Source organism: Citrobacter sp. wls717, from assembly GCF_005280955.1.
In the GTDB taxonomy this organism is placed as follows: Bacteria; Pseudomonadota; Gammaproteobacteria; order Enterobacterales; family Enterobacteriaceae; genus Citrobacter; species Citrobacter werkmanii.
Genome location: NZ_SZWW01000014.1, coordinates 87,078 through 102,105 on the forward strand (window position 1 = coordinate 87,078; position 15,028 = coordinate 102,105).

The 15,028-nt window shown below is 52.9% G+C and carries 14 protein-coding genes; 4 read left to right on the forward strand and 10 right to left on the reverse strand.

Features of this window, described 5'->3' with window-relative positions; translation table 11 throughout:
- Window positions 1–49: 49 nt before the first annotated feature.
- Window positions 50–508 (forward strand): YehR family lipoprotein, encoded by a 459-nt coding sequence (locus tag FDX09_RS09835; RefSeq protein WP_137347132.1) that lies wholly within the window; start codon window positions 50–52, stop codon window positions 506–508.
- Window positions 509–552: 44 nt separating this feature from the next.
- On the opposite strand, the gene FDX09_RS09840 is transcribed toward FDX09_RS09835, so the two are convergent.
- Genes FDX09_RS09840 through FDX09_RS09850 form a run of 3 tightly spaced genes read right to left on the reverse strand, consistent with a single transcriptional unit; the run spans window position 553 to window position 3,471 of the window.
- The gene (locus FDX09_RS09840) at window positions 553–1,023 is read right to left on the reverse strand and encodes a DUF1456 family protein (protein WP_085048256.1); all 471 of its coding nucleotides are present in this window, start codon (window positions 1,021–1,023) and stop codon (window positions 553–555) included.
- 46 nt (window positions 1,024–1,069) lie between these two features.
- Window positions 1,070–1,789: a two-component system response regulator BtsR gene (gene btsR / locus FDX09_RS09845; RefSeq protein ID WP_038641937.1), complete on the reverse strand. Its 720-nt coding sequence runs from the start codon at window positions 1,787–1,789 to the stop codon at window positions 1,070–1,072.
- Entirely contained in the window at window positions 1,786–3,471 is a 1,686-nt protein-coding gene (locus FDX09_RS09850) for a sensor histidine kinase (protein ID WP_038641939.1), read from the reverse strand. The genes btsR and FDX09_RS09850 overlap by 4 nt, the downstream gene beginning before the upstream one ends.
- A 225-nt stretch (window positions 3,472–3,696) precedes the next feature.
- On the opposite strand from FDX09_RS09850, the gene mlrA reads away from it, so the two are divergent.
- Both mlrA and FDX09_RS09860 read left to right on the forward strand, forming a co-directional pair.
- Window positions 3,697–4,428 (forward strand): HTH-type transcriptional regulator MlrA, encoded by a 732-nt coding sequence (gene mlrA / locus FDX09_RS09855; RefSeq protein WP_042307362.1) that lies wholly within the window; start codon window positions 3,697–3,699, stop codon window positions 4,426–4,428.
- 51 nt (window positions 4,429–4,479) lie between these two features.
- Window positions 4,480–4,587, forward strand: coding sequence for a protein YohO (locus FDX09_RS09860; protein ID WP_003027354.1), 108 nt, complete (start codon window positions 4,480–4,482; stop codon window positions 4,585–4,587).
- Here FDX09_RS09860 and FDX09_RS09865 read toward each other — a convergent pair.
- The 5 genes from FDX09_RS09865 to bglX all read right to left on the reverse strand — a co-directional run bounded on the left by FDX09_RS09865 (window position 4,568) and on the right by bglX (window position 10,843).
- Window positions 4,568–5,299 carry an ABC transporter permease gene (locus FDX09_RS09865; RefSeq protein ID WP_121529278.1) on the reverse strand — a complete coding sequence of 244 codons (732 nt, stop codon included), beginning with the start codon at window positions 5,297–5,299 and terminating at the stop codon, window positions 4,568–4,570. The two genes, FDX09_RS09860 and FDX09_RS09865, sit on opposite strands and share 20 nt — an antisense overlap.
- Window positions 5,283–6,230, reverse strand: a complete 948-nt coding sequence (locus tag FDX09_RS09870) for an ABC transporter ATP-binding protein (protein WP_137347133.1) — start codon at window positions 6,228–6,230, stop codon at window positions 5,283–5,285. The genes FDX09_RS09865 and FDX09_RS09870 overlap by 17 nt, the downstream gene beginning before the upstream one ends.
- A complete protein-coding gene (locus FDX09_RS09875; RefSeq protein ID WP_121529280.1) occupies window positions 6,223–7,389 on the reverse strand; it encodes an ABC transporter permease in 1,167 nt (388 codons plus the stop codon). Before FDX09_RS09875 ends, FDX09_RS09870 begins: the two co-directional genes overlap by 8 nt.
- Window positions 7,390–7,404: 15 nt before the next feature.
- The gene (locus FDX09_RS09880) at window positions 7,405–8,322 is read right to left on the reverse strand and encodes an ABC transporter substrate-binding protein (RefSeq protein ID WP_069323457.1); all 918 of its coding nucleotides are present in this window, start codon (window positions 8,320–8,322) and stop codon (window positions 7,405–7,407) included.
- 223 nt (window positions 8,323–8,545) lie between these two features.
- Window positions 8,546–10,843: a beta-glucosidase BglX gene (gene bglX / locus FDX09_RS09885; protein WP_137347135.1), complete on the reverse strand. Its 2,298-nt coding sequence runs from the start codon at window positions 10,841–10,843 to the stop codon at window positions 8,546–8,548.
- Between the two features lie 232 nt (window positions 10,844–11,075).
- Between bglX and dld the strand changes: the two genes are divergently transcribed.
- Window positions 11,076–12,785, forward strand: coding sequence for a D-lactate dehydrogenase (dld, locus tag FDX09_RS09890; RefSeq protein WP_038641949.1), 1,710 nt, complete (start codon window positions 11,076–11,078; stop codon window positions 12,783–12,785).
- A gap of 64 nt (window positions 12,786–12,849) precedes the next feature.
- Here the strand turns inward: dld and pbpG are convergent, their stop codons facing one another.
- Window positions 12,850–13,797, reverse strand: a complete 948-nt coding sequence (pbpG, locus tag FDX09_RS09895) for a D-alanyl-D-alanine endopeptidase (RefSeq protein WP_038641951.1) — start codon at window positions 13,795–13,797, stop codon at window positions 12,850–12,852.
- Between the two features lie 181 nt (window positions 13,798–13,978).
- Window positions 13,979–14,566, reverse strand: a complete 588-nt coding sequence (locus FDX09_RS09900; RefSeq protein ID WP_038641953.1) for a Yip1 family protein — start codon at window positions 14,564–14,566, stop codon at window positions 13,979–13,981.
- Window positions 14,567–15,028 lie beyond the last annotated feature (462 nt).

Genomic DNA, 15,028 nt, shown 5'->3' on the forward strand with positions numbered 1-15,028 from the left:
TCACAGGCTCTATTATTTTGCATCTAATATTCATGAAATGGAGTTTTACATGAAAGCGTTACAAAAATTACTTTCACTCGCCGCGGCATCTATTCTGGTTTTTTCCCTCGCGGGTTGCGGTGATAAAGAAGAGACGAAAACTTTCAATGCCAACCTTAACGGCTCGGATATTACCGTCTCTTACACCTATAAGGGCGATAAGGTTCTGAAACAAATTTCTGAAAGTAAAATCAGCTATGCGTCTGTCGGTGCCAGCAATAAAGAAGAAGCAGCAAAAATCTTCGACGCCTTAAGCGCTAAATATCAAAACATCCCTGGCATAGAAGAAAAGCTCACCTATTCAGACACCTACGCGCAAGAAAATGTCACTATCGATATGGAAAAGGTCGATATAAAATCGTTGCAGGCCATCTCCGGGATGAAGCTATCTGAGAATGCCGATAAAAACATCAGCATGAAGCAAATGCAAACGGTAATGGAATCGGCGGGTTTTAAAGAAGTGAAGTAAACCGTTGGCGACCCGATTTTAATCGTGGTCGCCCGTTTTTCTCGTTATGCTTTCGTGCTATGTACGCGTGAGGTCAAACCGCGCAGGAAATAACGCAGGAACTGATCGCCGCATTCGCGATAGTTTTTATGATCCGGCGCGCGCATCATGGCGGTAATTTCCGGCATCGACACGCGAAATTTCTGCTCGGTCATAATGGCCAGAATATCATCGGTTTTCAGCGAAAAGGCGATACGCAGCTTTTTCAGCACCGTATTGTTATTAACACGACGCTCAAGCGCCAGCTCCGGCGCTGATTCATCTTTCCCACGCAGATGATAAATCAGACCGTTTAAAAAACCGGAAAGAATGATATCCGGGCAACGCACAAACCCGTCTTCATCTTCTTTTGTCATCCAGGTATCAAAACCCGCGGAGGTGGATTCCATGTCAGCAAGCGCAAGAATACGCACCATGTCGTTATTGTTCGCTTTCAGGGTGTAGCGCAGGCTACGAAGAATATCGTTACTTAGCATAGAGCCTTCAACAGTCGGTGATGCAATGGCGCGCAGTGTATCAGTTTTACAGTCCAATCGCCTCTTTTAGACTTTTAAGATAACGACGACTAACAGGAACGGTCAGCCCGTTACGCAAAATCAGCTCGGCCTGGCCGTTATCTTCCAGTCGGATTTCCTGCAATTGCGCCAAATTCACCAGATATTGGCGGTGGCAGCGCAGGAGTGGCGTACGGCTTTCCAGCGTTCTGAGCGTTAACTCTGTGAACCCCTCTTTGCCATCGCTACTGGTGACATACACGCCGCTCATGCGGCTGCTGATAAACGCCACATCATCCATTTGCAGCAAATAAATACGGCTATGACCGCTGCACGGAATAAACTTCAGCGGCTGCTGATGCTCGGGCAGTAGCGATACATCCTGCTTCGTGCGTTCCTGACGTAAACGGCTCAGCGTTTTTTCCAACCGCGCTTCTTCAATCGGCTTGAGCAGATAATCAAACGCGTGTTCTTCAAAGGCTTTGACCGCATACTCATCAAACGCGGTCAGGAAAACAATGTACGGACGATGTTCGGGATCAAGCATCCCGACCATTTCCAGGCCGCTGATACGCGGCATCTGAATATCGAGAAACAGGACATCCGGGTGCAGTTTATGTACCGCGCCGATGGCTTCCACCGCATTCGAACACTCCCCGATAATCTCGATGTCGCTTTGCTCCTGCAACAGGATCCGCAGATTCTCCCGCGCTAACGGTTCGTCATCGACAATCAGCACTTTGATCATGCCTGTTCCTCCAGAGGAAGTCGTAAAGTAATTCGGGTAAAGCGGTCAGGTTCACACGCTACGCTGATGCCAAAATCATCGCCAAACCGCTCGCGTAGTCGCTTATCGACCAGATTCATACCTAACCCGCTGGCCTCAGACGTTGGCTGATACAGCCCGGCATTATCTTCAATATCCAGCATCAGATACTGCCCTTCGCGACGGGCGGTAATCGACACCTCTCCGGTATCCAGTAGCTGAGAGGTACCGTGCTTAATGGCATTTTCCACGATGGGCTGCAGGGTAAAAGCCGGTAATTGCTGATGCGAAAGTTCATCAGGCACCGTTAAAGTCACCTGTAGCCGTGACTGGAATCGTGCCTTTTCAATTTGCAAATAGGCGTTCACGTGCTCAATTTCATCGGCCAGTGTGACAATCTCCGACGGACGCTTTAAGTTTTTGCGAAAGAAGGTCGACAGGTACTGCACCAATTGACTGGCCTGCTCGCTATCGCGGCGGATCACGGCTTTGATGGTGTTGAGCGCATTGAACAGAAAATGAGGATTCACTTGGGCATGCAGGAGTTTTATTTCCGACTGCGTAAGCATTGCTTTTTGCCGCTCGTACTGTCCGGCCAGTATTTGCGCCGAAAGTAGCTGAGCGATCCCCTCCCCCAATGTGCGGTTGATCGAGCTAAAGAGGCGGTTTTTAGCCTCATACAGTTTGATAGTCCCCATCACCCGCTGGTTTTCACCCCGCAGCGGAATCACCAGCGTCGAGCCTAATTTGCATTGCGGATGCAAAGAACAACGGTAAGGGACTTCATTCCCGTCGGCATACACCACCTCTCCGGTTTCTATTGCCCGTAGAGTGTACGACGACGAAATCGGTTTACCAGGCAGGTGGTGATCGTCACCAATGCCGGTAAATGCCAGCAGTTTCTCACGATCGGTAATCGCCACCGCGCCGATATCCAGCTCTTCGTACAGCACCTGAGCCACCTTCATGCTGTTAACCTCGTTGAATCCCTGACGCAAAATACCTTCCGTAGAGGCGGCAACTTTGAGCGCAGTAGCGGAAAAAGCGGAGGTGTATTTTTCAAACATCGCCCGTTTATCGAGCAATATACGCATAAACAGGGCTGCGCCCACGGTATTGGTGACCATCATCGGGGCGGCAATATTGCTGACCAACCGAAACGCATCATCAAACGGACGAGCAATTAATAAGATAATCAGCATCTGCACCAGTTCGGCCACAAAGGTAATCGCGCCCGCCGTCAACGGGCTGAAGACTTTATCGGTACGGCCGCGACGAGTGAGCACGCTGTGCACCAGCCCGCCGAGTAAACCTTCCACAATGGTCGAAATCATGCAGCTTAGCGCCGTCATACCGCCCATTGAATAACGGTGTAAGCCACCGGTCAGACCGACTAAACCACCGACTACGGGACCGCCAAGCAGCCCCCCCATCACCGCGCCGATGGCACGCGTGTTAGCAATTGAGTCATCAATGTGCAGCCCGAAATAGGTGCCCAAAATGCAGAAAATGGAAAAGGTGACATAGCAAAGCAGTTTGTGCGGGAGACGGATAGTGACCTGCATCAGCGGGATAAACAAACGCGTTTTGCTCATTAGCCACGCGATAACGAGAAACACGCACATCTGCTGAAGCAGCAGCAACACCAGATTAAACTCGTACATACGCGCCAACCACACATCACTTAAAAGCGCGTAACATACATGGGCTGCGCGTAACTTTCTTTGAAGTGTTGCAAAAAAACAGGAATTTGTGAGAACGATCACTCGAAAGCGCGAGTATGACGACAAACTCACCCCTTCATTGATCAAAAAACAGACAAAACTACCTGGTTCGTAAAAGAGCGTCTAAAGTAAAACTGGGACCTCGCGAGCAAGAGTGAGACGACGATGGCGCTTTACACAATCGGTGAAGTGGCTTTGCTTTGTGATATCAACCCTGTCACTTTACGCGCGTGGCAGAGGCGTTACGGATTACTCAAACCGCAGAGGACAGACGGCGGTCATCGCCTGTTTAACGACGCGGATATTGACCGGATCCGAGAGATAAAACGCTGGATAAACAACGGCGTTCAGGTCAGTAAGGTGAAAATGTTGCTCAGCAATGAGAACATTGATGTGCATAACGGCTGGCGTGAACAGCAAGAGACGCTATTAAGCTATTTGCAAAGCAATAATTTGCATAGTCTGAGAATGTGGATCAAAGAGCGTGGCCAGGATTATCCCGCACAAACGCTCAACACCCATTTGTTCACACCGTTACGCCGCCGTCTGCAATGTCAGCAGCCGATCCTCCAGGCGTTACTCGGGATCCTTGACGGCGTCCTCATCAACTATATTGCAATTTGTCTGGCCTCAGCGCGCAAGAAACAGGGTAAAGATGCGCTGGTTGTCGGCTGGAACATTCACGATACCACCCGCTTGTGGCTGGAGGGTTGGGTTGCCAGTCAGCAGGGGTGGCGCGTTGACGTTCTGGCCCACTCACTGAACCAACTACGACCGGAAATGTTCGAAGGTCGAACCTTACTTGTCTGGTGCGGCGAGAACCAGACGCCCGCTCAGCAGCAACAGTTAAGTGAATGGCGCGCGTTAGGTCACGATATTTATCCACTCGGTATTTAATATTCTATTAACAAAAGTGTACAATCCTTAGATTCACATAAGGAGTGCACAATGAGCGCAGCTAAAATCGGTGTAATAACCCTCTTCCTGCTGATGGCTATCGGCGGTATCGGCGGCGTCATGCTGGCAGGCTACACCTTCATTTTACGTGCCGGGTAAGGTAGCTCGCTAATCGCTCAAATCCGCGATCGACAATCACTGCCGCCAACGCGACCAGCAACGCCCCCTGAATCACATAGGCGGTATTGAATCCGCTAAGTCCGATAATTATCGGCGTGCCCAGCGTATTCGCCCCGACGGTTGAGGCTATCGTTGCGGTGCCGATATTAATGATCACCGATGTGCGGATCCCCGCCAGAATAACCGGTGCCGCCAGCGGCAACTCCACTTTACGCAGGCGCTGCCAGCGACTCATCCCCATCCCGCTGGCGATATCCATCACGCTGGCAGAGACGCCTCCCAACCCCGCCAGGGTTGCCTGTAGGATCGGTAACACGCCATACAGGATCAGCGCGATAACCGCCGGCTCAAGACCAAATCCCATCACCGGCACGGCAATCGCCAGCACCGCTACCGGGGGAAAAGTCTGCCCCACGGCGGCGATAGTTTCTACCATCGGCCTGAACTCTGCCCCCCAGGGCCGGGTTACCGCAATTCCGGCGCCGGTGCCGATGAGTACAGCGATAAGACTCGATATTCCCACCAGCGCAAAATGACTCAGCGCCAGCGTCGTAAAACTTTCCTGCTGATACACGGGACGCGGCAACTCTGGAAACAACGAACTAAACAGGGCCTGACTGTGCGGTAACCCGACCAACAGGATCAGGAACAGGACAACCAGCCACAGCAGTGGATCAGCAAGACGTTTCACGGGGCGGCATCTCCGAAAGCAGATCGCGAAAGTGAAGCGTACCGCAGGACACGCCCTGCGGCGTCACAACCGGCAGTACATCGCACCCTCGCGCCACAAACATCGACAGTGCATCACGCAGCGTCATTTCAGCCACCAGCGGCTCACCGGCTGAATGTTCGCCGCGACGAATAAAATCCCCCACCGTACGCAGCGACAGTAACCGTACGCCCAGTTCGCTGCGGCCAAAGAACGTTTGTACGAAATCGTTCGCTGGCGCCGTCAGCATCGACAACGGAGTCCCTTGCTGCACGACCTTACCCGCGTCCATCAGGACCAGATGTTCCGCCAGCCTCAGCGCCTCATCAATATCATGCGTCACCAATACAATGGTTCGCCCCAGCAGACGATGAATACGGGTCATCTCCTGCTGCAGCGCACCGCGGGTGACGGGATCCAGCGCGCCAAAAGGCTCATCCATCAATAGCACCTGCGGATCTGCCGCCAGCGCGCGTGCAACCCCGACCCGCTGCTGTTGCCCACCGGAAAGCTGATGCGGATAACGGTGACGCAAACTCGCCTCCAGCCCCAACAGCGCCATAAGTTCATCTGTGCGATCATCAATACGCGAGCGCGACCACTTTTGTAATTGCGGCACGGTGGCGATGTTCTGCGCGACGGTCCAGTGCGGGAACAAACCGATAGACTGGATCGCGTACCCCATACGCCGCCTTAACTCCAGTACCGGCAGACTGCGAATCTCCTCGCCCGCAAAAAGAATCTGCCCGCGGTCATGCTCGACCAGTCGGTTGATCATCTTCAGTGTGGTGGATTTCCCGGAACCCGACGTGCCAATCAGCACCGAAAAGCTCCCCTCCGCCAAATGCAGATTAAGGTCGTCGACGGCTTTTTGCTGACCGTAGGTTTTACTGACATGACTAAATTCAATCATTATTCGTTCCCTTCAGCAGCGCTAGCCCTAAATCAAACAGCGCATCAATCAACACTGCCAGCACAACTACCGGGATCACGCCCAGTAGCACTAAATCAACGGCGCTACTGAGCAACCCCTGAAAGACCAGCGCGCCAAAGCCCCCGGCACCGATCAGTGCGGCAATCACCGCCATCCCTACTGTCTGGATCATCACCACCCGCAGACTGCGCAAGAAGACCGGCAGCGCCAGCGGCAACTGCACCGAGATAAACCGTTGACGCGCGCTCATCCCCATCGCCCGGGCGCTTTCCAGTACATCCTGTGGAACCTGATTCAGTCCAGCCACCACGCCACGTACCAACGGTAAGAGCGCGTACAGTACCAACGCAATAAGCGCGGGTGTCAGGCCGGTTCCCGCAACACCGAGTGAGCTTAACCAGGGAAAATGCTTAACCAGCCCAGCGAGCGGCGCAATCAACAGGCCAAACAAGGCCACCGAGGGAATGGTCTGGATAATGTTCAGTACGGCGAAAACGGGTCCCTGACGCGAGTCAGAAAAAGAGCACCAAACGCCCAGCGGCACACCAAGGAATAGCGCGGGTATCACGGTGCCAAACAGAATAGTCAGATGCTGCGCCAGTGCGTCGTTAAAGACATCCTGGCGGTTGGCATACTCTTTAAGCAGGGAAAGATCGTTAAACGTGCCGGACAGTAATAACACTATCGGCATAACAAAAAGTTGCGCATGCAGCACCCATCGCCACAACATCTGACGGGTGATGCGCCGAATGGCGTCACTGGCAGCCAGCAGCATGAATCCGAGACCCAGCCAGAACCCGGAGCCAAGACTGGTTCTGGCCAACGTACTGCCCGTCTGTGCCAGATACGTTGCCGTTGTACCTGCGGTTACCAGCGCCGCAATCACCAACAGCTGGCTGATAACAAGCGTCAATATATTGCCGGGTTTGCCCGACACAAAGCACAGAAGAAACAGTAGCAGACAGGCCACCGCCAGTCCCCACGCCATGTCGGGCCTGATATCCCAGAGTTGACGACCTTCGCCGGAAACCAGGCGATTGGGAGCATAGCTAATGAAAGGAAGCGCAGCTGCTGCGAAGGTAAGAAGAACCAGCAGCAACAGCACCCGATTAACCGAGATATTGGACAAAACACCCACCCGCCGTAAATTCCGTTACTTAACCCATCCTTTTTGCTTCAGATAATCTGCTGCAACTTTTTTTGCATCCAGCCCCTCTACGGCAATACTGGCGTTAAGCTGCTGGAGCGTTTTTTCATCCAGACTGGCAAAAACAGGCTGCAGCCATTCTTCCATTTGCGGATAGGCCTTGAGTACCGACTCACGTACCACTGGCGCAGGCGCATAAATCGGCTGAACGCCTTGCGGATCGCTTAACGTTTGCAGCCCCAGCGCGGCGACCGGACCATCGGTGCCGTAGGCCATCGCGGCATTGACGCCGGAGGTTTGCTGCGCTGCGGCTTTAATCGTCACGGCGGTATCCCCCCCGGCCAGTGATAAAAGCTGATTCTGATTCAGTTTAAAATCATAGGCTTTTTCAAACGCGGGCAGCGCGTCCGCACGTTCGATAAACTCCGCAGAGGCGGCCAGTTTGAAGGTGCCCCCCTCTTTCAGGTAGCGCCCTAAGTCTGCAAGCGAAACCAGTTTATTCTTTTCGGCGACATCCTGGCGGACCGCAATGGTCCAGGTATTGTTGGCGGGCGCAGGCGTTAGCCAGACCAGTTTATTTTTCTCTGCGTCCAGCTTTTTCACTTTGTCGAAACCAGCCTGCGCATTTTTCCACGCCGGATCATTCTCATCTTTAAAGAAGAAGGCGCCATTGCCGGTATATTCCGGGTAGATATCCAGCTCGCCGGATGTAATCGCGCCACGCACCACTGGCGTAGTCCCCAGTTGCACTTTATTGACGGTTTTCACACCATGGCTTTCGAGCACTTGCAAAATAATGTTACCGAGCAGCGCCCCTTCGGTATCAATTTTTGACCCAACCGTAACGGGCGACGCGGCCTGCAAGGGCATACTTATCGCGGCTAACAATGCCAACGACCCTACCCCAAACTTTGAGATTATCATGCTGTGCTCCTCATCCTTTTGCGGCCCTTTTCAGAGACTTGAGGAAAAAGCATAGTCGAAAAATCAGGCCTTAACCTGGCAATTGGGTAGTAACACTGAGAGTAATTAGCAGTAAGGCGATAAAAAAATCCGGCAAACCCAAAGTGAATTTGCCGGATAGCGTTATTTCATAGACCAGATAAGCATTGCGCCATCAGGCATGATGCGTGGCTTTCTTCATCAACTACAGCAGTTCAAATTCACCCTGCTTCACTCTGGCGGAATCCACGCCGATAAAGACGTTAAATTTACCCGGTTCAGCATCGTATTTCATACGCTGGTTCCAGAATTTCAGCGCTTCGATATCAATCGGGAAGCTGACAGTCTGCGTTTCACCCGGTTTAAGATTCACTTTCTCAAAGCCTTTCAGCTGTTTTACCGGACGGCTCATTGAAGCGGTCACATCCTGCAAATACATCTGAATCACCGTGGCACCTTCGCGCTTGCCGGTGTTGGTCACCTGGACGCTGGCCGTCACAGTCCCGTCACGTTTCATCGTCGGTGCAGAGAGTTTCACATCCGAAACGGTAAAGGTGGTGTAGCTCAGGCCATAGCCAAAGGGATACAACGGACCGTTTGCCTCGTCAAAATAACGCGAGGTGTACTTATTCGGCTTATCGGCGTTATACGGACGACCGGTATTGAGATGGCTGTAATAGACCGGAATCTGTCCGACAGAGCGTGGGAAAGACATCGGCAGCTTGCCTGATGGGTTGTAATCGCCAAACAACACATCGGCGATGGCGTTACCGCCTTCCGTCCCGGCAAACCAGGTTTCGAGGATCGCATCAGCCTGTTGATCTTCCTTAACCAGCGCCAGCGGACGTCCGTTCATCAGCACCAGCACCAGCGGTTTGCCCGTTGCTTTCAGCGCGGCAATCAGGTCACGTTGGCTCTGCGGAATAGTAATGTCCGTACGGCTGGAGGCTTCATGCGCCATTCCCTGTGCCTCACCGACCACCGCAACCACCACATCAGACTGTTTCGCAGCGTTAACGGCTTCATCAATCATCTCCTGCGGCGAGCGCGGGTCAACTTTCACCGCCTCTTCATACAGGTTCAGGAAGTCGACAATGCCTTTATCGTTGGTGATATTCGCCCCTTTGGCGTATACCACTTTACCCTGCTCGCCAATGGCATTTTTAATCCCTGTCAGCACCGTTACCGACTGATCGGCAACACCCGCTGCGGACCAACTGCCCATCACATCACGCTTGCTATCGGCCAGTGGCCCGACAACCGCCACGGTGGCGGATTTTTTCAGCGGCAGCGTGTCGAGGCGGTTTTTCAGCAGCACCAGGCTTTCACGCGCCACTTCACGCGCTTCTTTACGGTGCAGGCGGCTTTCGGCGTTGGTATCCACCGGGTCAGACTCTTTGGCTCCCAGATGGCTGTACGGATCGTTAAACAGCCCCATATCATATTTCACGTTCAGCACGTGACGCGCAGCGTCGTCAAGCTCCGCCATCGTCACTTTGCCTGATTTAATCAGCCCCGGCAGGTATTTGCTGTAATACTCATCGCTCATACTCATGTTGATACCGGACTTGATAGCCACGCGTACCGCATCCTCAGGATCGGACGCCGTGCCGTGCTTAATCAGTTCCTTAATCGCGCCGTGATCGGAAACGGTGATGCCTTTAAAGCCCCACTCATCGCGCAGCACGTCTTTCAGCAGCCATGCATCCGACGTCGCCGGCGTACCGTTGAGTGAATTAAGTCCTACCATCACCGCGCCGCTACCGGCATCCAGCCCGGCTTTGTACGGCGGCATGTAGTCGTTAAACAGACGCTGCGGGCTCATATCGACGGTGTTGTACTCTTTCCCGCCCTCTACCGCACCATAAGCAGCGAAGTGCTTGACGCTGGTCATCACCGAATAGCGATCGGCCGGGCTTTTCCCCTGCATCGCTTCCACCATGGTTTTACCCATTGTGGCGGTCAAATACGTGTCTTCGCCAAACCCTTCCGATGCCCGGCCCCAGCGCGGATCGCGGGAGACATCAACCATCGGCGCCCAGGTCATGTTCAGGCCATCGTCAGCGGCTTCATACGCTGAAACGCGACCGACGGTTCTGACCGCATCGAGATTAAAGGAGGACGCCAGACCGAGGCTTATCGGGAACACGGTACGCTGACCGTGCAATACGTCGTAGGCAAAAAAGAGAGGAATTTTCAGGCGGCTGAGTTCCATCACCTGATCCTGCATTTTGCGGATATCCTGGCGTGTGACGGTGTTAAAAATAGCCCCAACCTGCCCGTCTTTGATCATCTCGCGGATGGCTTCCTTCGGATTATCAGGCCCGACGCTGATTAAGCGTAATTGACCAATTTTCTCATCGACGGTCATCTGTTTGAGTAAATCGGTAACAAACGCATCCCGCGCTTCTGGCGTCAGCGGATGGTTACCAAACAGAGTGTCCGCCAGCGCGGGTTGCACCGCCAGACTCACCGCAACACCTACAGAACATAGCCATTTCATGTTGATTCTCTCTTTATTTTTTCCTGACGCATCAGCGAAAATATAACAAAAACCGCAATTTGCCGTAAGACTAAACGGGAGCGCTAAAGAAAGCTAAGGTTATTCTCCTAATTTTCAAAACCAGCGTGAATCAATGAAAGACAAGCCAGAGACAATATGAATGAGAAAGCGTATTGTCATACAAAGCGCTATGCTTGTTCCTGATATTGAGTCCCACCACAAGGAGTGGAGAATGTCTTCCATTACAACAGATAATAAAGCTTTCCTGAATGAACTGACCCGCCTGGTGGGTCATTCGCACCTGCTCACTGAACCCGCTAAAACCGCCCGCTATCGCAAGGGATTCCGCTCCGGCCAGGGCGATGCGCTCGCCGTCGTTTTCCCGGGCTCGCTTTTAGAATTGTGGCGCGTCCTGAACGCCTGTGTCGCCGCAGACAAAATCATTCTGATGCAGGCCGCCAATACCGGCCTGACCGAAGGCTCTACGCCAAGCGGCAATGATTACGACCGTGAGATTGTTATTATCAGCACCCTGCGTCTTGATAAGCTGCACGTCATCGGCAAAGGCGAACAGGTGCTGGCCTGGCCTGGAACAACGCTCTATTCGCTGGAAAAAGCGCTCAAACCTTTTGGTCGTGAACCGCATTCAGTGATCGGTTCTTCCTGCATCGGTGCTTCCGTGATTGGCGGCATTTGTAACAACTCCGGCGGCTCGCTGGTGCAACGAGGCCCGGCCTACACGGAGATGTCGCTGTTTGCACGTATTGATGAACAGGGTAAATTACAGCTGGTTAACCATCTGGGCATCGACCTTGGCCAAACCCCAGAGCAGATCCTTAGCAAACTCGATGACGAGCGCATCAAAGATGACGATGTTCGCCACGACGGACGTCATGCGCACGATCACGACTACGTGACCCGCGTCAGAGATATTGAGGCGGACACGCCCGCACGCTATAACGCCGACCCGGACCGCTTGTTTGAATCTTCCGGTTGTGCCGGAAAGCTCGCGGTTTTCGCCGTGCGTCTGGACACTTTCGAAGCCGAAAAAAATCAGCAGGTCTTTTATATCGGCACCAACCAGCCAGAGGTGCTGACGGAGATCCGCCGTCATATTCTGGCGAAGTTTGAACATCTGCCGGTTGCCGGTGAATATATGCATCGCGATATTTACGACATCGCTGAGCAGTACGGCAAAGATACGTTCCTGATGATTGACAAGCTCGGCACCGACAAAATGCCGTTTTTCTTCACCCTGAAAGGTCGCACCGATGCGATGCTGGAAAAAGTGAAATTTTTCCGTCCGCACTTCACCGACCGGGCGATGCAGAAGTTTGGCCATTTATTCCCCAGCCACTTACCGGCGCGTATGAAAAGCTGGCGCGACAAATACGAGCATCACCTGCTGTTAAAAATGGCCGGTGGCGGCGTGGCTGAAGCGCAAAACTGGCTAAATGAGTTTTTCAAAACGGCCGAGGGCGACTTCTTTGCCTGTACGCCGGAAGAAGGCAGCAAGGCATTCCTGCACCGCTTTGCGGCGGCTGGCGCAGCTATTCGTTATCAGGCCGTTCATGCGGATGAAGTGGAAGATATTCTGGCGCTGGATATCGCGCTGCGTCGTAACGACACCGAATGGTATGAACATCTGCCGCCAGAAATCGACAGCCAACTGGTGCACAAGCTCTATTACGGGCATTTTATGTGCTATGTATTCCATCAGGATTACATCGTCAAAAAAGGCGTGGATGCCCATGCGCTGAAAGAGCAGATGCTGGAGTTACTTCGCGAGCGTGGGGCACAGTATCCGGCGGAGCATAACGTCGGGCATTTGTACCAGGCGCCGGAAACATTAACCCGCTTTTACCGCGAGAATGACCCAACCAACAGTATGAACCCGGGTATTGGGAAAACGAGTAAGCAGAAGTTCTGGAAAGAATCGTAGGCCCGATAAGCATAAGCGCCATCGGGCACGTTGCCGGGGGCGCTTCGCTTGCCCGGCCGACGGTTTAATCGTTCTGCGCGGTTTGCTCACCCGTAGCTGAACCTGCCGCCGCCATCTGCGCCGCTTTTTGCTTTTTGTAGCTCAGCGCCGCCGCCGGAACCGGCATCACCTTGCCGGTTTCAATCCAGGTGCGTAAACGGCTGGCATCGGCAAAGTGGGTATATTTCCCAAAAGCATCCATCACCACCAGCGCCACCGGTTTGTTATTAATCACCGTGCGCATCACCAGACAGTGGCCCGCCGCATTGGTAAACCCGGTTTTAGTTAACTGAATATTCCAGTTATCGCGATACACCAGATGGTTGGTATTACGGAACGGCAATGTATATGCCGGATTGGCAAACGTCGCCATATCTTCACGCGTAGTACTTAGCTGACCAATCAGCGGATACTGTTTGCTGGCAATCAGTAACTTCGTTAAATCACGCGCGGTTGAGACGTTATGAATCGATAACCCGGTCGGCTCCACAAAACGGGTATGGGTCATGCCCAGCGCTTTCGCTTTCGCATTCATCGCCTTGATAAACGCGTTATAGCCGCCAGGGTAATGATGCGCCAGACTGGCTGCCGCGCGGTTTTCAGATGACATCAGCGCCAGTAACAGCATGTCTTTACGGCTGATTACACTGTTCAGCCGTACGCGAGAGTAAATTCCTTTCATCTCAGGCGTCTGACTGATATCAACTTTCAGCTTTTCATCCAGCGGCAGTCGCGCATCAAGCACCACCATCGCCGTCATTAATTTGGTAATCGACGCAATCGGACGCACCAGATCCGGATGGTTCGAATAGATAACCTTGTTGGTATTCAGATCAACAATCATCGCGCTACCGGACGCTATCTCAGGTTGAGAAGCCGCTACGGTAGGTGCCGTTTTCGCCACGGCTTGGGGTGCAAAAGGAACGGCCAGCACCAGGGCAAGGCTTAATAATGAAACTCGGAATTTCAGCATGATGAGATTTCTGATAAGGGTTCACGCACGTCACAACGCACACCGCCCGAGATTAAGTATTTTCTCAGGCTAGCTCAGGCATCATAGCGATCCGACAGGTTTGCCGCTACAGGATAATCGTCTCGAAATGCTGCGTTGCTGACTTTTACGTCAACAACGCAGCGCAGAGCCGTTTTACAGGTCAGAATAAGCGATAGCCGTAACCCCACAGGATTACCGTAATCGCCAGCAGAACCTCCAGTACCAGCACACCAATAGCCAGCGTGGAACTGGAAAAACTTAACCCTTCCTCACGAGTGATATTCAGGAACGTTGGAATACCGAGATAGAGTAAATAACCGGTGTAAAACAGCGCGATAGTTCCCACCAACGCACACAGCCAGACCAGCGGATAAAGGGCGACCAGACCGCTTAAAAACAGCGGAGTCGCGACATATCCGGCAAAGACCATACAGTGCGCCAGCGATGGACGCTGCGGGTAATTACGCGCCATCCACCAGATAACCCGGCCCATGACAGCCACGCCCGCCAGCATCACGCCGTAAAACAGAATGGCCAGCGCCAGTCCGGTCAACAGGGATAACTGCAGTATGTTGCCGTCACCAAAATTCCAGCCGATTTGTGTGGTACCGATAAACGCGCAAACAACCGGGATTGCCGCCATCAGCAGTACATGATGGGTATAGTGATGCGAAACGCTTTCGTTTTCGCTGTTGATCACGTGCATTTCACGATCGGGATGGGAAAACAGCCCCCAGACATGGTTCATACCGCCCCCTTCTTGTCAGCTCCGGACCTCAACACTTCAAGTATAATTCAGCTTTTGATTATTTTATGTACACAGAGAAAATACCGGATCGCTACGGCGTATTGTTACGTTCACCCAATGTTTATCACTTCTCTGAAACGATACTGCCTGTGAATGTGTTAAGGGTACTATCGCCGTACCCTTAACAATCCCGGCTCCCGGCGGGAAAATTGCCACTTCGTGGTTCCCCCCGCTTATTCCTTCAGGCTACCGGGTCGGGCGCGAGGTAGCATCCCTGCAAAACGCGCCCTGAGCCAGCATCCATGCTGGCTCTCCCGGCCTTACGGAAACACGTCGGCAATTTTCAGCCGGACCAGCCTACACCTCACCATCTGCGTTTTTGGTCTGAACAGCAAAACAGATTTAACTGGAAGTCAGAGCGTTGAAGCGATCCCCCCGGTCCGGCTGAAAATCGATGAGGCG